13 protein-coding genes are annotated in these 21327 nt (G+C 60.8%); 8 read left to right on the top strand and 5 right to left on the bottom strand.

Annotation, left to right across the window (positions count from 1 at the left end; all coding sequences use genetic code 11):
• Positions 1-77: 77 nt before the first annotated feature.
• The 8 genes from Q4S41_RS17730 to Q4S41_RS17695 all read left to right on the top strand — a co-directional run bounded on the left by Q4S41_RS17730 (position 78) and on the right by Q4S41_RS17695 (position 10902).
• Complete coding sequence (locus Q4S41_RS17730) at positions 78-671, top strand: GNAT family N-acetyltransferase (protein WP_305032476.1); 594 nt, start codon at positions 78-80, stop codon at positions 669-671.
• Complete coding sequence (locus Q4S41_RS17725; protein ID WP_305032475.1) at positions 655-2592, top strand: NAD-dependent epimerase/dehydratase family protein; 1938 nt, start codon at positions 655-657, stop codon at positions 2590-2592. The genes Q4S41_RS17730 and Q4S41_RS17725 overlap by 17 nt, the downstream gene beginning before the upstream one ends.
• Before the next feature lie 154 nt (positions 2593-2746).
• Positions 2747-3424, top strand: a complete 678-nt coding sequence (locus tag Q4S41_RS17720) for an HAD family hydrolase (protein ID WP_305032474.1) — start codon at positions 2747-2749, stop codon at positions 3422-3424.
• 65 nt (positions 3425-3489) lie between these two features.
• Positions 3490-4533 (top strand): pseudaminic acid synthase, encoded by a 1044-nt coding sequence (gene pseI, locus Q4S41_RS17715; RefSeq protein WP_305032473.1) that lies wholly within the window; start codon positions 3490-3492, stop codon positions 4531-4533.
• Positions 4533-5822, top strand: a complete 1290-nt coding sequence (locus tag Q4S41_RS17710) for a hypothetical protein (RefSeq protein ID WP_305032472.1) — start codon at positions 4533-4535, stop codon at positions 5820-5822. Before pseI ends, Q4S41_RS17710 begins: the two co-directional genes overlap by 1 nt.
• Before the next feature lie 121 nt (positions 5823-5943).
• Complete coding sequence (locus tag Q4S41_RS17705; RefSeq protein WP_305032471.1) at positions 5944-7923, top strand: LamG-like jellyroll fold domain-containing protein; 1980 nt, start codon at positions 5944-5946, stop codon at positions 7921-7923.
• Positions 7924-7955: 32 nt separating this feature from the next.
• Entirely contained in the window at positions 7956-9335 is a 1380-nt protein-coding gene (locus Q4S41_RS17700) for a DUF7033 domain-containing protein (protein ID WP_449271971.1), read from the top strand.
• Between the two features lie 91 nt (positions 9336-9426).
• Positions 9427-10902, top strand: coding sequence for a lipopolysaccharide biosynthesis protein (locus tag Q4S41_RS17695; protein WP_305032469.1), 1476 nt, complete (start codon positions 9427-9429; stop codon positions 10900-10902).
• 110 nt (positions 10903-11012) lie between these two features.
• On the opposite strand, the gene Q4S41_RS17690 is transcribed toward Q4S41_RS17695, so the two are convergent.
• The 5 genes from Q4S41_RS17690 to Q4S41_RS17670 form a co-directional block, all read right to left on the bottom strand.
• The gene (locus Q4S41_RS17690) at positions 11013-14162 is read right to left on the bottom strand and encodes an efflux RND transporter permease subunit (RefSeq protein WP_305032468.1); all 3150 of its coding nucleotides are present in this window, start codon (positions 14160-14162) and stop codon (positions 11013-11015) included.
• Between the two features lie 205 nt (positions 14163-14367).
• The gene (locus Q4S41_RS17685) at positions 14368-17532 is read right to left on the bottom strand and encodes an efflux RND transporter permease subunit (protein WP_305032467.1); all 3165 of its coding nucleotides are present in this window, start codon (positions 17530-17532) and stop codon (positions 14368-14370) included.
• A gap of 115 nt (positions 17533-17647) precedes the next feature.
• Positions 17648-18727: an efflux RND transporter periplasmic adaptor subunit gene (locus Q4S41_RS17680; protein ID WP_305032466.1), complete on the bottom strand. Its 1080-nt coding sequence runs from the start codon at positions 18725-18727 to the stop codon at positions 17648-17650.
• A gap of 127 nt (positions 18728-18854) precedes the next feature.
• Entirely contained in the window at positions 18855-20156 is a 1302-nt protein-coding gene (locus Q4S41_RS17675; protein ID WP_305032465.1) for a TolC family protein, read from the bottom strand.
• 125 nt (positions 20157-20281) lie between these two features.
• Positions 20282-21124 carry a DUF937 domain-containing protein gene (locus Q4S41_RS17670; RefSeq protein ID WP_305032464.1) on the bottom strand — a complete coding sequence of 281 codons (843 nt, stop codon included), beginning with the start codon at positions 21122-21124 and terminating at the stop codon, positions 20282-20284.
• Between the last annotated feature and the right edge of the window lie 203 nt (positions 21125-21327).

Raw genomic sequence — 21327 nt, 5'->3', positions numbered from 1 at the left:
CTCGCGATTGATTTACTGTTGCACGCGAGATGTCTCGGCTGCGCTCGACATGACGTTTTGGTTTTTTAGTCTTTAACATGCCCACCTATCGTCCCCTTTCCCAAGCCGACTACCGCTGGCACGACTACCAGCTCGTGCCCATCCGTTACGAGGACCGGGAGCCTATTCAGGCTTGGCGCAATGCCCAGCTCGAAGTGCTCCGCCAGGCCGCGCCGCTCACCGTCGAACAGCAAGACGCTTATTTTCAGCGGGTAGTGATGCCATTGTTTGAGCAGGAGCAGCCGGGGCAGCTGCTATTTTCATTGCTGCACCGCGGCGAACTGGTGGCTTACGGCGGCCTCGTCCACATTTCCTGGGCCGACCTGCGCGCGGAGGTTTCTTTTCTGGTGGCACCTGAGCGGGCTGCGGATGCGGTCATTTACCGCCAAGATTTCCGGGCCCACCTGCGGCTGCTGGGTAAGGTGGCGTTTGAAGAACTGAAATTCAACCGCTTGTTTACTGAAACCTACGACATCCGGCCGGCGCACGTGGCCATTCTGGAGGAAAGCGGCTTCCGGCTGGAAGGGCGGCTGCGGCAGCACATCCAGCTCGCGCCGGGTACTTTTGCCGACTCACTGATGCACGGCCAATTGGCCGCCGACTATGCCACAGCCTTTGGTTCTGCCTCTTAAACGAATTTTTATCAGCGGCGGCGCTGGCGTGATTGGCCAGGAAATGGTGCGCCGCCTGGCCACCCTGCCCGATGATGTCGAAGTATTGGTGGGCGACCTCAAGCCCCGCCCGGCCGATTTCCCGACCCGCTTCCAGTACCGACAGGGCGACCTGAACTTCCTCACCGAGCAGGAAATCGGCGTATTTGCGCCCGAGGTGTTCATTCATCTGGCCGCCACCTTTGAGCGGTCTACCGAAACCTACGGCTTCTGGGAGGAGAACTTCCGGCACAATGTGCAGCTCAGCCACCACCTCATGACGGTGCAGAAGGACCTGCCCTCCCTGCGCCGCGTGGTGTTTGCCAGCAGCTACCTCATCTACGACCCCGCGCTGTACAACTTCGCCGAAGTGCCGGCCCAGCCCCGCAGCCTGCGCGAAACCGACCCCATTCTGCCCCGCAATCTAACGGGCATGGCCAAGCTGGCCCACGAAATCGAGCTGCGCTTCCTGCAGACCTTCCGTGGCGCGCAGTTCAGCACGGCCATCCCGCGCATCTACCGCGGCTACGGCCGCAACGGGCGCGACATCACCTCACGCTGGGTGCGCATGCTGCTGGCCGGCGAGGAAATCACGGTGTATGGCGCCGAGTCGTTTTTCGACTATCTCTACGCCGCCGATACCGCCGAAGGCCTGCTCCGCCTGGCCGCCGCCGAAGCCGTCACGGGTATCATCAACCTGGGCACCGGCCGGGCCCGCCGCGTAGCCGACGTGGTGGAAGTACTCAAGCAAAATTTCCCCGGCATGCGCGCCAACTACGTGGCGTCAGACATTCCGTTCGAAGCATCACAGGCCGATATGACACTTTGGTCCAGCCAGATAGATTGGCTGCCTTCAACCTCCTTGGAGGTGGCCATTCCCGAAATCATTGCCTACGAGCGTGGCCGTCAGCAGGCGCCCGCCGCCAAGGCGCCGGGCCATATCCTCATCAGCAGCGTGGCGGCCAAGGTACCGCTGGTGCAGGCCGTGCGGGCTGCCGCGCAGCGCCTGCACCCCGAGGTGAAAGTTATCGGCGGCGACATGAACCCGGCCTGCCTGGCCCGGCACTTCACCGACGATTTCTGGCTGATGCCCGCCACCACCGACCAGCACCTGCCCGACATCATCAGCCAGTGCCAGGCCCAAGGTATCGGCCACATCATCCCCACCCGCGACGGCGAGCTGGCCTTCTGGAGTCGGCACCGCGTCGCATTGGCCTACGCCGGCATTGCCGTGCTGGTGAGCACGCCCGAAGCCGTGACGCGCTGCCTCGACAAGCTGGAGTTTGAGGTATTTGGCCGGGCCAATGGCTTACCGGTTATCCCAACCGCGCTGGGGCTGGATGCGCTAACCTCGGATGCCAGGCAGCCAGCCACCACGGGCTTTGTGGTGAAGGAGCGGCACGGCGCCGGCTCGCTCAGCTTGGGCCTGAATCTGCCCGAAGCCGCTGCCCTCGCCCACGCCCAAACCCTGGATGAGCCCGTTTTTCAGCCCTTCATTCAGGGCCAGGAAATCAGTGTGGATGCTTATGTGGACCGCGCCGGCCGGGTGCTCGGCTTGGTGCCCCGCACCCGCGACGTCATCGTGCGGGGCGAGTCGCAGGTGACCACCACCCTGCCCGACCCGGCCCTGGCGGCCCGCCTCGTTCCCATCGTGGAAAAGCTGGGGCTATACGGGCCGCTGGTGTTGCAGGCGCTGCTCACGCCAGACGGCGAATTGCATATTATCGAGTGCAACTGCCGATTCGGCGGCGCCTCTACATTGGGCATCGCGGCGGGAGTCGATTCGTTTTTCTGGTTTCTGCAGGAAGCGGCGGGGGCTGATTTGAGCCAATTTCCGTTCCGGCCGGCGGCTGGGCCGCTGCGGCAGGTGCGCGCGGCGGCGGATGTGGTGACAGCGGCGTAGCGACGCGACTTGTATAAAAAGCCTTTCCCGTCATGCAAAGCGCCGCGAAGCATCTCGCGTGCGCAACGCAATTCAATCGGTTGAGTCGCTAGTGCACGCGAGATGCTACGCTCTGCATGACGTTTTCTCTGCTATTTATCCCGAGTCAAATCACATGCCCGTCCTTGTTTTCGACCTCGACGACACCCTTTATCCCGAGTTGAGCTATGTGCACAGCGGCTTTCGGACGGTGGCCGATTTCCTAAGCCCGCTACTGGGCGTGGCGGCCGATACGTTAGCGGCTGGCATGATGGCCGAAGAAGCGGAACAAGGGCGGGGCCAGGTGTTTGACAACGTGCTGCGCCAGCACGGACGTTGGAGCAAGGCGCTGGTGGCCGCCTGCCTGCGCACCTACCGCCAACACCAGCCCACCCTGAGCCTCTACCCCGACGCTGAGCGTTGCCTGACGCGCTTCGCCGCCGGCCCGCTCTATATCGTGACCGATGGGCATAAGGAAGTGCAGGCCCGCAAGGTGGCCGCCCTGCCGTTGGCCGGCCGGGTGCGCCACGCCTACCTCACCAACCGCCACGGCCGCCACCGCGCCAAACCAGACCCGCACGTGTTCGAGTTGATTTGCCGGCGCGAACGGGTGGCGCCCGGTCAGGTGATTTACGTGGGCGACAACGTGCGCAAGGATTTCGTGGGCATCAAGCCACTGGGTTTCAAAACCGTGCGTATCCTGCGGGGCAACTACGCCCACCTCGAAGCCGATGTGGCCCACGCAGCCGACCGGAGCATTCACTCGCTGGACGAGCTGACGGCGGACTTCGTGGCCGGACTGGTGGGCAGCTGAGGCCGGGCAAGGCTTCGGGCGCTGCCCAAACTACCTTTGTGGTTCTACTTCGCATTTGTCGTCTCATGACCGAAATCAACATCGGCGGCCGGCCCGTTGGCCCCGCGCACAAGCCGTTTATCATCGCCGAAATGTCGGGCAACCACAACCAGAGCCTCGAACGGGCCCTGGCTTTGGTGGATGCCGCTGCCGCCGCCGGCGTGGATGCCCTTAAGCTGCAGACCTATACCGCCGATACCATCACAATGGACACCGGCTTCGCCATCGATGAGGAAGGACAATCGCTGTGGGAAGGCAAGAACCTGTATAAGCTGTACCAGGAAGCGCACACGCCCTGGGAATGGCACGCCGAGCTGTTTGCCCGCGCCCAGCAGCACGGCCTGCTGGCTTTCAGCTCGCCGTTTGACGAGACGGCGGTGGATTTTCTGGAAACGCTGGACGTGCCGGCCTACAAAATAGCCTCCTTTGAAAACGCCCACTGGCCGCTGCTGCGCAAGGTAGCCGCCACCGGCAAGCCCGTGATTGTGAGCACCGGGGCCGCCACCCTGGCCGAGATTGATGACGCCGTGCGGGTGCTGCGCGAAGCCGGCTGCCGCGAGCTGGTGCTGCTGAAATGCACCAGCACCTACCCCGCCTCGCCGGACAACACCAACCTGCGCACCATTCCGGTGCTGGCCGAAACCTTCGGCTGCCCCATTGGCCTGAGCGACCACACCATGGGCGTGGGCGCCAGCGTGGCCGCCGTGGCCCTGGGCGCCTGCGTCATCGAGAAGCACTTCACCACCAGTCGCGCCGAGGGCGGCGTCGATTCGGCCTTTTCGCTGGAGCCCCACGAGCTGAAGCTGCTGGTGGAAGAAACCGAGCGCGCCCATCAGGCACTGGGCGGGGTGCAGCTCTGCATCCAAGCGGGCGAGGAGAAAAGCCGGCTTTACAAACGCAGCATCTACGTGGCCAGGCCCATTGCGGCCGGTGAGGAATTGACGACCGACAACCTGAAAATCATCCGGCCCGGCGACGGCCTCTGGCCCCGCCATTGGGAAACCGTACTGGGCCGCAAGGCCGTGCGCGACCTCAAGCCCGGCACGCCGCTCACGTGGGAGGCCCTGTAGTGCCGCCGCGCACCCTGCCGCTGCTAGCGCGCCTGCGCGACATTCTGCAGCTGCGCTTTTCCGACGTGTATGCCTCGGTGCCGGCGGCGGCCATGGCCAGCATCTCGCCCGCCAATCCGCTCCGGCGCCTAGCGCGGGTGCTGGGCTACGCGGGATTGCGGCTGGTGGGCAACATCTTCCAACTCATCAAAAACCGCGAAGACCTGCACGGCAAAGTGTGGCTCTACGTAGTGAGCGCCAACAATTACGATGCGCTGAGCTTCATCAAAGAAGCCCGACCCGATGCCGTGCTGCTGGCCGGGCAGGCCAAAAACGTGGGGCGCTACGCCGGACAGGTCAACCGGCTGTCACTGCGGCGCAAGCTCCTGTATTACTGGCAATTTCCCGTGGTTTTTGTTGGGTTGCTGCGCTCGGAGGGCTGGCGGGCATGGCGTTTTTTTGACTTTATTTTCTACGCCATCGGTTACTACGAGGTGTACCGCCGGGCCCTGCGCCACTACCGGCCGCGCGCGGTGGTTTTCTCCAACGACCACAACGACGACACCCGCTCGCTGCTGCTGGCCTGCCGCGCCGAGGGCGTGCCCACGGCCTACATTCAGCACGCCAGCGTGAGCACCAGCTTCCCGCCGCTGGGCTTCGACCTGAGCCTGCTCGAAGGCCAGGACGCGCTGGACAAATACCGCCAGTGCGGCCCGGTGCAGGGCCGCGTAGAGCTGGTGGGCATGCCCAAGGCCGATGCTTTTCTGGGGCATAAGAACATACGGTTGTCGGTTGCGCGGGTCGGGCTGGCCTGCAACGTGCACGACCCGCTCCCCGCGCTGGCCACCACCCTCACTTACCTGCTGGAGGCACTGCCCGAATTATCCTTCACGCTGCGCCCGCACCCCAGCGACCCGCGCGATTTCGGCCCCTTACGCAGCGCCCTACCGTTGCTGCACTGGTCGGATGCGCGCCAGGAAAACGTATTTGCCTTTCTACAACGACACGACGCGCTGATTGCCGCCGACACCTCGACGCACTTGGAGGCCACGCTCCTCAACCTGGCCAGCATTTACTACCGCTTTAGCACCAATGCCTCGATTGATGATTACTACGGCTACGTGGCGCAAGGCTTAATAGAATCGGCCCGAAGCCTGTCCGAGCTCAAGTTATTGCTGATTGAATATCAAAAACATAAGCCCATTGACCTTTTCCGAAGGGCTGCTTATTACAATGCTACACTTGGTACCAAGTATGAGGGCCAGAGCCAAGCACTGGCCCTGCACTTTATATCCGATTGGCTAAAGTAACTTTACTGACTTGCTTCATTACTGGCTTATTATTTAGCTGCGCATGCTAACTCTTTCTACCCGACTTCACCTCTCTCGTTTCTCGTACTTTTATAAACTTATTTTCGGGTTAACGCTCGCCTTGGCTAGTGTTTTAAGCAGCAAGGCGCAAACCTTGCCTGGCCCTGGCAACTCACTCACTTTCAACGGCTACAACAGCTACATTAGTTGTGGCACCAGTAACCGGGGCATCACCCAACAGGTTACGGTGGAGGCCTGGATAAAAACGTCGAGCAACGCTTATCAGTGGATTTTGGGGAAATATTACAATTCGCTGCTGGAAGAAAAGGGCTACCACCTCGCTATTCTGGGGGGTAATGCTTATTTCAATGGACGGATTGGGGTGGGCCAGTACATGTCGTCGGGAGCGTCGGGGGCCCGCATCGACGATGGCAAGTGGCACCACCTCGCTGGCGTGTGTAACTTCAGCACCTGGCAGATTTACGTGGACGGCGTGCTGGAAAACACCGGCACCTACCCGGCTTCGCAATCGGACCTCACCACCAGCACGGCTATGGTCATTGGCTGCTACGACGTGCAGAGCGGGCAGTATTTCAACGGCGACCTCGACGAGGTACGGGTGTGGCGCACGGCCCGCACCCAAACCGAAATTCGCGACAACATGTGCCGCAAATTTGCCACGGCCCCCACGGCTCTTGTGGCCTATTATCGCTTGGACCAAAACAACGGCACCGTGGCCCTCGACAACGGCGCCGTGCCTACCAACGCCAACCTTCTGAACATCAGCGGCACTTGGCACCTGTCGGGGGCACCTGTTGGCGATGCCAGCGCGAGTTTGTACCAGAATGCCTGGCCCGCCGGCAGCCGGGTGAGCGTGGGAACAATATCCGGCGATTCGGCTGTGGTTGGCGGGATTTCTAGCCAAACCCGTGGCGTGCAGGTCTATACCATCAATGCCTTGCCGTCCATTTTGCCACCAGGCGCAGCCACAGCCAACTATGTGGGCGTGTTCACTATAGGCCCCTCGGCTACTACCAATGCCTATTCCTTGCGGCTGCATCCCCTGGTTGGCCCTAACTGCCGGAGCGCCTACTCACGCATCAGCAACGAACTGGGCTGGAATTCAACCGGCCAACTTCCGATATTGGGTAGTTCGCTTTTGCTGCAAAACGCCGCTTACCGCAGCGAATACATTTTGGGCCCCGGCATCGTTACTACGGCTGAAATCACCGGCGACTCAGTCCTTTGCAGTGGAGCACGCACCCAATTGACACTGGCTTCTCCAGCGGCCTTCACCGTCCAGTGGAGCAATGGCGCTACCTCCCCAACTATTATCAACCTATCCCCCGGTACCTACACTGCTACCGTAAATTTCGCCTCGGGTTGCTCGCGGGTATTGCGTCGCACGGTGCGCGCGGTGGCCGCGCCCGGCCTCGCCATCGCCGGAGACTCCGTGGTGTGTGCCGGCACCAGTACTTCGCTAACCGCGACAGCCACCGGCGCGACAGCCTACCGGTGGTCGACCGGCGCCACCACCCCGACATTGCCCGTCACCCAACCCGGCGCTTATACCGTGACGGCCACCTATGGCTCCGGCTGCACCGTTTCGGCCAGCCGCACGGTGCGCCTCAATGCGGCCGGCTTGCCTCCTGTCTTCTCGCTGGGCGCTGATACCACCTTGTGCGAAGGCGACCAGTTGTTGTTGCAAGGTCCTACAGGCAATGCCTTACGCTATCAATGGTCGGATGGCTCGACCAGTCGCCAGCTATTGGCCCAGACTTCGGGGCGCTACACACTGCGGGTGTTTACCGCTTGCGGCGAGCAAAGCGCTAGCCGCACGGTGGCCGTGGCTTCCTGCCTGAAGGTACCTAATATTGTGACGGCTAACGGCGACAAGCACAACGACCAGTTCGCGGTGCAGGGCCTGAAGGGCGAGGGCTGGACGCTGGAGGTGTACAACCGCTGGGGCCGGGCCGTTTTCCAAACCGCCAACTACCGCAATGACTGGGGCGCCGACGCCGCCCCCGGCGTGTATTATGTGCTGCTGCGCCGCCCTGCCACCGGTTTTGTGTACAAAGGCTGGCTGGAAGTGATGCGCTAACCGCGCGGGCCCGGCGGCTATCTTCGCGGCGTATGGCAGCCCCGGCACTTTCTGCGTCTCCCCCCCCGGCCTGGCCGGCAATTACGCCGGCGGTGCGACTGGCTTACGTGCTGCAGCACTTCTGGCAAGCCTACCCAGCCGCGCAAAAAGTAGCCATCGGCTACGAGCCAACGCTTGGCGAGGTAAGCGTTGCAAATGGCGCGGGGTCTTTTTTCGATGAAGCCAGCCCTTACTGCCCGGCTCCTAACTGGCGCAGCTGGGGCGGCCGGAAAATCCCCTTTTTCTTTGATTCTGAGCCGGAAGTCCCGCTACTGACGTTAACGCCTGGCGCCGCAATTATCAATGCAGACGTTGTTTCGGCGGCTTTTTATCTGCTCAGCGGCTGGCAGGAATACTTTTCCTTGGAACGTGACCGGCACGGGCGTTTTCCTTACGCGTGCAGCGTGCAGCAGCAGTACGGCTTCGTGGCCGTGCCGGTAGTAAACTACTATTTCGACGTGCTGAAAACAGCCGTAGAACACGTGAGTGGGCAACGCCTGGCTCCCCGCCAGTGGCAGGGCGCCCCACTCGCGGGCTTCATCACGCACGACATTGACAGCCTGCACGGCGGTTGGGGCACGGCCGTGCGGGGCGCCCTGCGGCAACGGAAGTTGCGGGAGGCCGGGCGCGCGCTGCTGGACAAAGCCCTGGGCCGGCCCGCTCCCTGGGACAACCTGGAGCAGGTGCAGGCCGCCACCACGCACCTGGGGGCACCGTCCACATTTTTCATGCTGGGCAGTTCCCAACCCGCACCCAACGGCACCGCTAACGCCGACTACGAAATAGATTCCGTCCTCTTGCAACGGCTTCGCCAACTGGAAGCCAATGGCGCCGAAACGGCCAGCCACGGCAGCTACGGCACTGCTTGCGACGACCGACAACTGCGAGAAGAAGCCGGGCAATACTCGCCCGGCCAACTGGCGGGCAACCGGTTCCATTTCCTCTGCTGGGAGCCGCGGCGCACGCCCGGCGTGGTGGCCGCCGCCGGCTTTCGCTACGATTCAACCCTGGGGTTTGCCGAACATTTCGGGTTTCGCAATTCGTATTGCCTGACTTTCTATCCGTTTGATTTCGAGCGCGCTCAGCCTCATTCCTTTCTGGAAATCCCGCTTAATGTGATGGATGCTACCCTGCAGCACCCCCAGTACCTGCAGCTACTGCCCGAAGAAATCCTGCCCGCGCTTCAGCCCATGCTGGGCGAAATAGCGCGCTTCGGCGGCGTGGCCACGGTGCTCTGGCACAACGACCATTTCGACCCGGCCAACACCGCCACCGGCCCGCGTCAGTTTGCCGAAATAATGAACGACCTGCGGGAGCGCGGCGCCGTTTTTCTCACCGGAAGCCAGATTGTGGCCGAACTTTGCGGCCAGTAACGCCTGCTTCGCGGCTGCTTTTCGTTGCCGTGCCAGCCTCCTGTCAGGTGCAAGCCCGCATTTCTCATCGCCTCCTTTACTTATTCACCATTTGGGCATTGTTCAGCGCCAGGGCATCCGCAACACCCTGATTTCCTACATTGGCCTCGCCATCGGTTTCGCCAACACCATTTTTGTGCTGCCCCGGCTGATAACCACCAGCCAGCTCGGGCTGGTGGGCGTGCTGGTTTTTCTGGCCACCATTGGGGCGCAGTTGGGCATGTTTGGGTTCGCCAGCGCGGGGCTGCGCTACTTTCCCTATTTCCGCAATCAGGGGCGCAACCACGCCGGGTTTCTGCCGCTGCTGCTGGGGCTGCCGCTGCTGGGCTTCGCGGTAGTAGCGGTGGTTATGGCCCTCGGCAAGCCCTTGGTATTGAGCTGGTACGAAGCCGAAGATGCCGCACTGGTAGCGCCGCATTATGGCGTAGCCATTGCGCTGGCGGGCGTCATCATGCTCGGCGCGCTGCAGGATGCTTACCTGAAGTCGCTGTTTCACACGTCGTTTGCCTCCTTTTGCCAGGAAATCCTGCTACGGCTGCTGATTGTAGGCGCCGCGCTGGCCTACAGTGCCCACTACCTGAGCTTTGCGGGCTTCGTGGTGGCCTACGCCGGGGCTTACGCGGTGGTGGCGCTGCTGCTGACTATTTACCTGGCCGCCATCGGCGAGTTGCATTTGCGTCCCACGCGCGCCGCTTTGCGCGTGAAGCCGCTGGGCGAAATGCTGGCTTTCGGCGGCTTTGCGCTGCTAAGCAACATTTCGGGCACGCTGCTCCTGCAAGCCGACAACTTCATGGTGGGCACCAAACTCAGCCTGGCCGCCGGCGGCATCTACCTGCTGGCCACCAACGTGAGCACGGCCCTCACCCTCCCCTTTCGGGCCCTCAACAAAACGGCCTTTTCGCTCATTGCCGAATACTGGAAGGAAGGCGACATGCAGAAAATGGGCGTGTTTTACCAGCGCGTCACGCGCCTCAACACGCTGCTGGGCTGCTACCTGGCCCTGGGCATCGGGCTCAATCTCAACTTCATCTTCGGCCTCATCCACAAACCCGCATACGCGGCCGGGGCCGGGGCCGTGCTGCTGCTGCTGGCTGGCCGCCTTTTCGATGGCATCACGGGCGTCAACGGCACCATCGTCGTCACCTCGCCCCGCTACCGCTACGATTTGGGGTTCAACGTGTCGCTGGCCCTGCTCATCGTGGGCCTAAACTGGGTGATGATTCCGCGCTACGGGCTGGAAGGCGCCGCCTTGGCTTACTGCATCGCCCTGGTCGGTATCAACTCCATCCGCACCTGGTTTGTGTGGCATACCTATGGCCTGCAGCCGTTCGACAGCCGCATTCCGCGCATCTTGGCGGTGGCCGCCGTGGCGGGCTTCGTGGCGTGGGTGCTGCCGGAAACCAGTAACATCTGGCTCACACTGCTGATGCGCGGCGGCGTTCTCACGCTGCTCTACGGCGCGGGTGTGCTGCTGACGAGCACCGCGCCGGAAGCAGTGGCGCTGCTGGATAAAATGCGCAGGCGGTAACTGTTGGGCGATGTAGAGACGCGACACTTCGCGTCTCATCGTCAGCGCTCTTAAGCTTCTGACAATTAGCGTTGAACGCCGAGACGCGAAGTGTCGCGTCTCTACACGTGTTACGCCCCCACCAGCACCGGCTGCTCCTTCTTGCGCCGCTTCGGCGACGGCCCGTTCTGGTTCATTTCGCGGTAGAAGAAGGCGAAGATGAGCGGGAAAATCAGCAGCGTGAGTACCGTGGCCGTCACCAGTCCGCCAATGACGACGATGGCCAGCGGCTTCTGCGTTTCGGAGCCGATGCCGGTGCTGAGCGCGGCCGGAAAAAGGCCAATCATCGCCATGAGTGCTGTCATCACCACCGGGCGCACACGCGAGGCCACGCCGGCTACCAAGCTGTCGGTCAGGCTCATTTTCTTGCGCAGGTTTTCCTTAAACACGGTGATGAGCACAATGCCATTCTGAATACATATCCCGAGCAGGGCAATGAAGCCGATGCCGGCCGAAATCGAGAAGTTGACGCCCGTGATGTGCAGCGCGGCAATGCCGCCGATGAGGGCAAAAGGCACGTTGGCCAGCACCAGCGCCGCGTCCTTGCCGTTGCCGAAGGTGATGAAGAGCAGGATGAAAATGATGACCAGCGACACCGGCACCACCTGGCTCAGGCGCTTGGTGGCGCGCACCTGGTTCTCAAACTCGCCGGCCCACTCAATGCGGTAGCCTTTGCCGAGCTTGATGGTCTGGTCCATCTTCTTCTGCGCCTCGGCAATGGTCGAGCCCATGTCCCGGTCGCGGATGGAAAACTTCACCGCGATGAAGCGCTGCCCGTTATCATGGTACACGAAGGCCGGGCCGTTTTCCGTCTTGATGGTGGCAATTTCCTTGAGTGCCACCTTGCTGCCGCGAATGGTGGGTACGCGCAGCTCGCCGATTTTGGCCTCCGTGTCGCGGTCCTGCTTGGGGTAGCGCACCGTTACGTCGAACTTGCGCTCGCCCTCGTAAATCTGGGTGGCAGCCTTGCCGCCCACAGCCATTTCCACTACCGTTTGCGCATCAGCGGTTTGCACGCCGTAGGCGGCCATGCGGGTCTGGTCGAGCTTCACGCTCATTTCGGGCTGGCCCAGGTTGCGCAGAATGCCCAGGTCTTTCACGCCGCGCACGCCGCCAAGCACCTTCATCACTTCGTTGGCCTTGCCGTCGAGTTCCTTCAAATCGTTGCCGAAAATCTTCACCGCCAGCGCCGCATTGATGCCAGCCACGGCCTCTTCCACGTTGTCGATGATGGGCTGCGAGTAGTTGAAAATGATGCCGGGGTACTCCTTCAGCTTCTTGTCCATCTCGTCAATCAGCTGCTCCTTCGTGATGTTGCGCTTCCATTCCTCCTTGGGTTTGAGGTTGACCTGCGCTTGCACGTAGTAGATGCCCGAGGGGTCGGTGCCGTCGTTGGAACGGCCCGTCTGGCTCAGCACCGACGTTACTTCTGGAAACGAGCGCAGGATGCGGCGGTAGTTGGCCGCCATCTTGTTGGTTTCGGTCAGCGACGACGACATCGGCAGCTTGGTTTCCACCCACAGCGCGCCCTCGTTCAGCTCCGGCAGAAACTCCGAGCCCAGAAATTTAAACGAGTACAGCCCGGCTACCACAATGGCCATCGTCACCCCGAAGCTCAGCAGCTTGTGGCGGTAGGTGAAGCCAAAGGCCTTGGTTACAATATTGTCGAAGAAGGTCACGATGGGGTTGTGCTTCTCCTTCACGTTCTTGTTCAGCAGCAGCGAGCACAGCACCGGCACCAGGGTCAGGGTCAGAATCAGGGCACCAATCAGGGCAAAGCCCAGCGTGTAAGCCAGGGGGCTGAACATCTTGCCCTCCACTTTCTCAAAGGCGAAAATGGGGAGAAGGCAGGTGAGAATGATGAGCTTGGAGAAGAAAATGGCCTTGCCCAGCTCGCCGCCGGTCTTACGAATGAGGCCCAGCTTGGCCAGCTTGTTGAACTTCTCCATCCCCACCTGATGGGCCTTGTGGTCAAGCACCACGAAAATGCCCTCCACCATCACCACCGCCCCGTCGATGATGATGCCGAAGTCAATGGCACCCATGCTCAACAAGTTGGCACTCATGCCTTTCAGTCGCAAGCACACGAAAGCAAACAGCAGCGCCAGCGGCACCACCACGCCCACCGTGAGCGTCGTCCGCCAGTCGGCCATGAAGATGAGCACGATGAGTGTCACGAGCACAATGCCTTCAATCAGGTTGTGAATCACGGTGTGCGTGCAGTGGTCCATCAGCACGTCGCGGTCGTAGAACGTTTTGAGGTACACGTCGTTGGGCAGCACCTTCTCGTTGAGTTCCGCAATTTTGGCTTTCACGCGGCCCAGCACTTCGGCGGGGTTTTCGCCCTTGCGCATAATCACGATGCCCTCCACCACGTCGCTCTGGTCGTCGAGGCCGGCCTGGCCCACGCGGGGGGCGTTACTCTCCGTCACCTGGGCCACGTTGCGCACTAGGATGGGCACGTTGTTCACGTCCTTCACGATGATGTTGCCGATGTCCTCGGGCTTGGTGAGCAGGCCGATGCCGCGTACCACGTAGCTCTGCGAGTTCTTTTCAATCACGTCGCCGCCCACGTTCAGGTTCGACTTCTGCACGGCGTCGTACACTTCCAGCGGGGTCATGTCATACTTGGCCAGCATGGCGGGGTTCACGCTGATTTCGTACACCTTACGGGTGCCCCCGAAGGCGGCGATGTCGGCCACGCCGGGCACCGATTTCAGTTGCCTCTCCACCGTCCAGTCCTGGATGGCGAGCAGTTCGTTGGTGCTGCGGCCGGTGCGGCTCTGCACGGTGTACCGGAAAATCTCGCCCGTCGGGCCGTACGGGGGCTGCACGTGGGAGTCGCAGCCGGCGGGCAGGTTCACGCCGCTCAGCAGGTTGTTCACTTGCTGACGGGCGAAGAAATCCTCCACGTTGTCCTCGAAGTTTATCTTAAGCACCGACAAGCCAAACATGCTGATGCTCCGCATATTGCTCTTCATCTGCACCGAGTTCATGGCCACCTCAATGGGCGTGCTCACGAAGCGCTCCACCTCCTCGGCCGAGCGGCCGGGCCAGAGGCTCACAATAATCATCTGGGTATTGGTGACATCGGGAAACGCCTCGATGGGCGTGTGCACGTAGCTGTATGTACCGCCGGCCACCAGCAGCGCCGTCATGAAGAAGACGAAAAAGCGGTTCTTCAACGAGAAGGCAACGATGCCGGAAATAAATTTATTCATAAAAAAAATCGGGTGGGAACAGGCAGAGGATGAGAATATGGTGAAAAGTTGATGAATAACCCGTGAGGTTTAGATGAAGTAAGGGGTATAGAAAAAGCCCGCTGCCGGATGGGGCAGCGGGCTTTTTGTCTGTAGCGTGGACGCTGCGCGTCCGCGCGATGGCGAATCGTTCGTTCGGGCGCGGACTCGCAGAGTCCACGCTACATTAATGTGCGCCCACCGTCTGCTGGCTGCCGGTGCGCTCGGCCGCCAAATCATCGCCGTAATGCGTGTGCTCGGAGCGGTAGAAGCGCTCAAATACCAACGGGAAAATAAAGAGCGTGAGGACGGTACCCGTTATCAGCCCGCCAATCACCACAATAGCCAGCGGCTTGCTCGTCTCCGAGCCAATGCCGGTGCTGATGGCGGCCGGCATCAGGCCGATGGTGGCCATTAGGGCCGTCATCACCACGGGGCGCACCCGCGAAATCACGCCTTCGTTGATGCTATGGTCGAGCGTGTGCTTTTTGACCAAGTTCTGCTTGAAGACGGAGATGAGAATCACGCCGTTCTGAATACAGATGCCGAATAGCGCGATGAAGCCGATACCGGCCGAAATCGAGAAGTTGGTGTGCGTGATGAGCAGCGCCGCGATGCCGCCGATGATGGCAAACGGCACGTTGAGCAGCACCAACCCGGCGTCTTTCAGGTTGCCAAACAGGATAAACAGGATGAAGAAAATGAGGGCCAACGACACCGGCACCACCTGCGTGAGACGCTGCTGGGCGCGGCGCTGATTCTCAAAATCGCCGGTCCATTTCTGCTCGTAGCCTTTGGGCAGGGCCACGTGGCGGTTCACTTTTTCCTGGGCTTCTTTGATGGTGGAGCCCATATCGCGGCCCCGGATGCTGAATTTCACGGCGGCAAAGCGGCGGTTGTCGTCGCGGTAAATCAGGCTGGGGCCCGTCACGGAACCGATGTTGGCAATTTCCGTCAGCGGAATGGTTTTGCCCGACTGCGTGGGCACCATCAGGCCCGAAATCTCGGTGGGCGTCTGGCGGAATTGCGGCTCGTAGCGCACGCGGATGGGGAATTTGCGCTCGCCTTCATACAGTTGGGTTGCTTCCTTACCGCCCACGGCCATTTCCAGCACTGCGGCCGCGTCCGACTTGCTCACGCCGTAGCTGGCCATGCGGCTTTCGTCGAGGTCGACGTGAAACTCCGGCTGGCCGATGTTGCGGAGCACGCCCAGGTCATCGATACCCTTCACCGTTTTCAGCACCTCGTACACCTCGCGGGCCTTGGCTTCGAGTGTGGCCAGGTCGGTACCGTAAATCTTCACAGCAATCGAGCCTTTCACGCCCGAGGCGGCTTCCTCCACGTTGTCGGTGATGGGCTGCGAGAAGTTAAAGTCGACGCCCGTAAACTTGTCGAGCTTGGCCTTCATGCGCTCCACCAAATCCTCGCGGTAGGCCTTGGATTTCATCTTCTTCTCCACTTCCGGCGTGTGCTTGAGCTGCACCAGAAACTCGTTATTGTAGAAGCCCGTCGGGTCGGTGCCGTCGTTCGGCCGGCCGGTCTGGCTCACCACGTCGCTCACTTCGGGGAAGCTCAGAAAGTCGCGCCGCATCTGGTTGCACAGCTCGTTGCTCGACTGCAGACTGATGCTTAGCGGCAGCTGCGCCCGTACATAAATCGAGCCCTCGTTCAGCTCCGGCAAAAACTCCGAACCCAGAAACGAGAATGAATACAGTCCCACCGCAGTCACGGCAAAGGCAATAACCAGACTGGCCGTTTTGCGGGCATACGTGAAGGCGAAAAACCGCTCAGCCCCGCGGTTCACGCCGCGCACGAAGAAGTTGTCTTTTTCCTTCACGTTCTTTTTCAGCAGGATGCTCACCAGCACCGGTACCAGCGTGAGCGTGAAAATCAGCGCGCCCAGCAGGGCGAAGCCCAGCGTCCAGGCCAGCGGTGAGAACACCTTGCCCTCCACTTTCTCAAAGGAGAAAATCGGCAGCAAAGCGGTGATAATAATGGCTTTGGCGAAGAAAATAGACTTGCCCATGTCGCGGCCCGACTTCTTGATGAGCCCGAGCTTGGAGAGTTTGTTGAACCGCTCCATACCCATCTCGTGCGCCCGGTGGTCGAGGGCCACGAAGAGCCCTTCCACCATCACCACAGCGCCGTCGATGATGATGCCGAAGTCGATGGCGCCCATGCTGAGCAGGTTGGCGCTCATGCCCCGCAGGCGCAGGCAGATGAAGGCAAACAGCAGCGCCAGTGGAATAATCACCGACACAATCACCGTCGTCCGCCAGTCGGCCATGAACAGGAACACGATGAGCGTGACCAGCACAATGCCTTCCATGAGGTTATGAATCACCGTTTCCGTCGAGAAATCGATGAGCTGCTGCCGGTCGTAGAAGGTTTTCATCTTCACGTCGGGCGGCAGAATTTTCGAGTTCAGCTCCTCTACCTTATCGTGCAGGCGAGCAATGACTTCCGACGGGTTTTCGCCCTTCCGCATCACCACAATGCCTTCTAGCTTGTCGTCCTCCAGGCCGCGGCCCACCTGGCCCAGGCGTGGCAGGGCGCTTTCGGTCACCTTGGCCACGTCACGCACCAGAATGGGCACGTTGTTCACGTTCTTGATGACCGTGTTGTTGATGTCGCCGATGTTGTTCAGCAGGCCGATGCCGCGCACCACGTAGTTCTGCTGGCCCTCGTTTATCACGTCACCGCCCACGTTGATGTTGGAGCGCTGCACGGCGTTATACAGGTCGAGGGGCGTGAGGCCGAAATCCTGCAGCTTGCCGGGGTTCACCGAAATTTCGTAGTCCTTCACCTCGCCGCCAAAGCTGTTCACGTCGGCCACGCCGGGCACGGCCTTCAGGTTGCGCTCAATCACCCAGTCTTGCAGGGTTTTGAGCTCGCGCACGGTTTTGGTTTTGCTTTCCAGCGTGTAGCGGTAGATTTCGCCGGTGGGGCCATAGGGCGGCTGCACGTCGGGCGTGATGCCGTCGGGCAGGTCCACCTCGCGCAACAGGTTGTTTACCTGCGGGCGGGCGAAGGCGTCGTCCACGCCGTCGTCAAAAATCACCTTCACCACCGACAGGCCAAACAGCGTGGTGCTGCGCACCGAGGCCTTTTTCTGCACCGGGTTCAGGGCGATTTCGATGGGCACGGTTACAAACTTCTCCATCTCCTCGGCCGAGCGGCCGGGCCACTGGGTGATGATGGTGATTTCGGTGTTGGTGACGTCCGGGAACGCCTCGATGGGCGTGTTCCGGTAGCTCACCACACCCATCACCACCACCACCAAGGTCATGAGGAAGATAAAGCCTTTGTTCTTAAGCGAGAAAGCAATGATGCCTTGAATGAACTTATTCATTTTCAGTCTCTAGCAATGAGGATATGATGAAGACGGGGCCGACTTTAACGGCAACAGTGACCCCGAATACGGCCGCAAAGCTCGTATCCAGTGTCACTGCCGGGGGAAGAAATGGTTAGTCGTTCAGCTCGTCGTACACGAGCAGTTGGTCTTTGGCGATGACCACATCGCCGGGCTTGAGACCGGTGCTCACGTAGCTGTAGTCGCCCACGGTTTTGGTGAGGGTCACGGGGCGGGTTTCCACGTGGGTGCGGTCCTTGTACACCATCACAAAGTTGCGGTCCTTGTCAAACACCACCGATTTGGCGGGCACGGCCAGGGCCTTGGCGCCTTCGGTATTTTCCACGCGCACCTGGGCGTACATCTCCGGCTTTAGCAGATAGCCGGGGTTTTCGAGGCGCACGCGCACTTTCATCACCTTGCTGTCGGGGTCGAGCACGTTGAACACTTTATCAATCTTGCCCCGAAAATGCTTGTCCGGGTAGCTGAGCGTGGTCACGTCGGCCGAGTAGCCCACTTTCACCTTCGAGATGTCCGACTCGAACACGTTGGCCATAATCCAGACGTCGTCCAGGTTGCTCACCGTGAACAGGTTCTGCACGTTGTCGTTGTTGAACTGCTCGTGCTCGGTGGCGTTTTTCTCGGTGATGAAGCCCGAAATGGGCGCCCGTAGCTCGTACACGCCGTCCTTGCCCACGCCGTACACGCTCAGCTGCTTGATGTTCTTGCCCACCGTGCCGCGGGCCTTGGTCACCTCCGCGCGGGCCAGCACCACGTCGCGCTCCGAGTTCAGGCCGGCTTTGTACATGTCTTCGGCCACGGCCAGGTTTTTCCGGGCAATGTCGTAGTCCGACGTGGCGGCCGTGGTCTGGTTCTGCACGTCGGCAATCTCGCTCGACTTGATGACGGCCAGCACCTGCCCTTTGGTCACTTTGTCGCCGAGCTGCACTTTCAGCTGCTCTACCACGCCGCCCACCAACGGGTACACTTTCACGGTATTGTCGCCGTCCGACTGGATTTCACCGGTCAGCACCAGTTCGTCCTGCACCGGGCGCAGTCGCACCGTGTCCAGCACAATCTGCGACATCATGGTGTCGGAGAGTCGGAAGCCTTCCTTCTTTTCTTCTTTTACTTCGGGTTTGGAGCAGCCGGCGAGGGCCACAGCGGCCAGCAAGGCCAGGAAAGGACGATTCATTGGGTTTTTAATGCTAAAAGGCGGGTCATGCAGAGCGCAGCGAAGCATCTCGCCTGTGGTATTAATTCAATCGTCAGGTTAGTGGCGGCACGCGAGATGCTTCGCTGCGCTTTGCATGACGTTCGGCTTATTGGTCGGCGCGGAAGACCGGCTTGCCCACGGCAAAATTCAACTGCTCGAAAGCCCGCACCCGGTTGGCACGCAGCGTATTGAGCTGCACCAGGTTGTTTTTGTAAGACTCGAAAAAGTCCAGGTATTCCACCACGCTTAGAATGCGCTTGGCGTAGCTCTGCTCAATGCCCACCATCAGCCGCGCAAAGGGCGCCGTGTCGCGGTCAGTGTTCTGAAACAGCTCGTCGTTGCGGGCCGCTAGCTGGTAGGCTTGGTGTACCTCGCTTTGCACCACCAGCTGCTGCTGGTCCACCAGCAGCTGGCTGCCGGCAATCTGGGCCTTGGCCACCTGGATGTTGCCCTGGTTGCGGTTGAATAGTGGCACGGCCATGCCCAGCGTCAGGGCGTTGTAGTTATTGATGTAAGAGCCGGCCTTGTCATAAGTATAGCCCACGGCCAGGTCGGGCACGGCCAGCTTCTGCTGCAGCTTCAGGTTCAGGTTTTGCTGCTGCAGGGTGGCGCGGCGGGCGTTTAAGTCGGTGCGGCGAACCAGAGCCGTGTCAATCAGGGCCTGCTCGGGGTAGCCGGTCAGGGTGAGGTCGCGGGTTTTGGTCACGTCCACCTGCGGCGCAAACTGGCTGGCGGTTGCATCGCGCAGCAGCACGTGCAGGTCGGTCTGGTCCGAGGCCACGTCATTGAGCAAGGTCTGCCGCTCGCTTTGCAGCGTGAACAAGAACGCCCGCAGCCGAATCACCTCTTTCAGCGCAATGTTGCCCTTCTCGTACTGCGTTTGGTACAAGCCCACGGTGCGCGTGAGGGAGTTGATTTCGGTGGCGTACGCCTTCAGGGTCTGCTGCTTGAAGAACACGTCGTAGAACGTGGTGCGCAGCTGGTAGCGCAGGTTGCGCAGCAGGTCCTGCAGGTTGTACTGCTCCACCACAGCGCCTTGCTGGGCGGCCAGGCCGGCGGCCTTGCGGCGCCCGGCCAGCGAAAACAGTTGCTGCACGGTCACCACGGCCTCGCTGCCCGCCGTGCCCTCCGGCACCGTGGGCCGCGCAATGCGACGGCGCAGCACATCCTGCTCCACGTAAAGGGTGGGGTTGTCAATCAGGCGGGCCTGCACGGCTTGCGCCTGGGCCACGGTCACGTTATATTGCTGGGCCAGCACGGCCAAATTGTTCTGGAAGAATTGCTGCTCGGCCTGCGGTAGCGTCAGGCGAATGGTATCGGCCGGGGCGGCCGATGGGGTTTGGGCCGCGGCCGAGCCAGCGGTCAGCAACCCGGCCCCCAGAAGGGCTATAAAACGTAGACGGAACATACTCAGCGTTGATTTCCTCACAAAGATGAAGGGAGCCGCATGAGGATAAAATGAATGATTTTTCAGGGCCACGAACGAGGATAAATACTCGCTGAACAACCCAAATACCGGGGCCAACGCTTTCCTCAGAACAAGCCCAGTTCCTTCGTTGCAAGCGGACGAGGCCCCGCGTCGGCCTCCATCTCCAGGCTGACGGCCGTGGCCGGCAGTTGCACGGCGGCCGGCCGCACGGGCGCTTCATTGCCCGCCGCCGTACCAGCCAGCACGAAGCAAAGCATCACCATCCCACCCACCAAAACTACCAACATGCTGGAACGCCGTACGGTCCATTCAACAGTCGACCCCACCCGTTCACGCACTACCGACGTCAGGGTGCGCGGGGGCGCAGTTGTTGGTTTTAAGCCCGTCGCCAACCCGCCCAGCCACAGCAGGCCCACCAGGCCTTGCAAGCCCGCCGGCAACATGGCCCGCACCGGTCCCTTGATGGCAGCCAGTTCCGAAGCCAGTCCGCTTGCCTGCAGCCGCCGGCTGGCGGCATACTGCCCCATCAAAGCCGGCAGCACCGTCCCAACCAGCTTCAATAACGTATCGGCCGATTCTGCCCGGATGCCTGCAAAAGCGCTGATGGGCTCAACCAGGACGCGGCTGCCGGTCCCAAATAGCTTTTCCAGCACGTCGTGCCCCTGCACCAGGCTATTGCCGCTGGCAAAGCCGCTGCCCAGCACGCCCAGCACACCCGTGGTGGTGTTCACATTATAATGCGTACCCAGCCACGCCTGACGGCTCAGGTTGAAAACCGCCTGACTGGCCCCGCTGCCCGATTGGTTTACCAGCCCGCACAGCACCATAGGGACAATGCCCCCGACCGCTCTGCCTACGCTCGACTCTGCCTCCCCGAGCCGGCTCGCCACGTGGCGCACCAATTCGCGCGAGAAAGCAGCTTTAACGATGTCGAGCACGTTAGGCATTCAACAGAAAAAGAGAATGTACCGGGATTAATTTTAACCCATCTTATTTCAAGCAAAATAACCACTCAAAAAATGCAGATTAATGATATTGACGCTGAATTATATGATTTACCAGCCCAACAAATGAATCTACCCGTTTAACCTTATAATGCCCAGGTTAAAAATGATGTGTAACCCGAGAAGCGCCAGCATCAGGCTCCATT

The organism is Hymenobacter convexus (assembly GCF_030580955.1).
Classification (GTDB): domain Bacteria; phylum Bacteroidota; class Bacteroidia; order Cytophagales; family Hymenobacteraceae; genus Hymenobacter.
The sequence above is the reverse complement of the archived record's forward strand: the minus strand, read 5'-3'. Positions and strand labels throughout refer to the sequence as shown.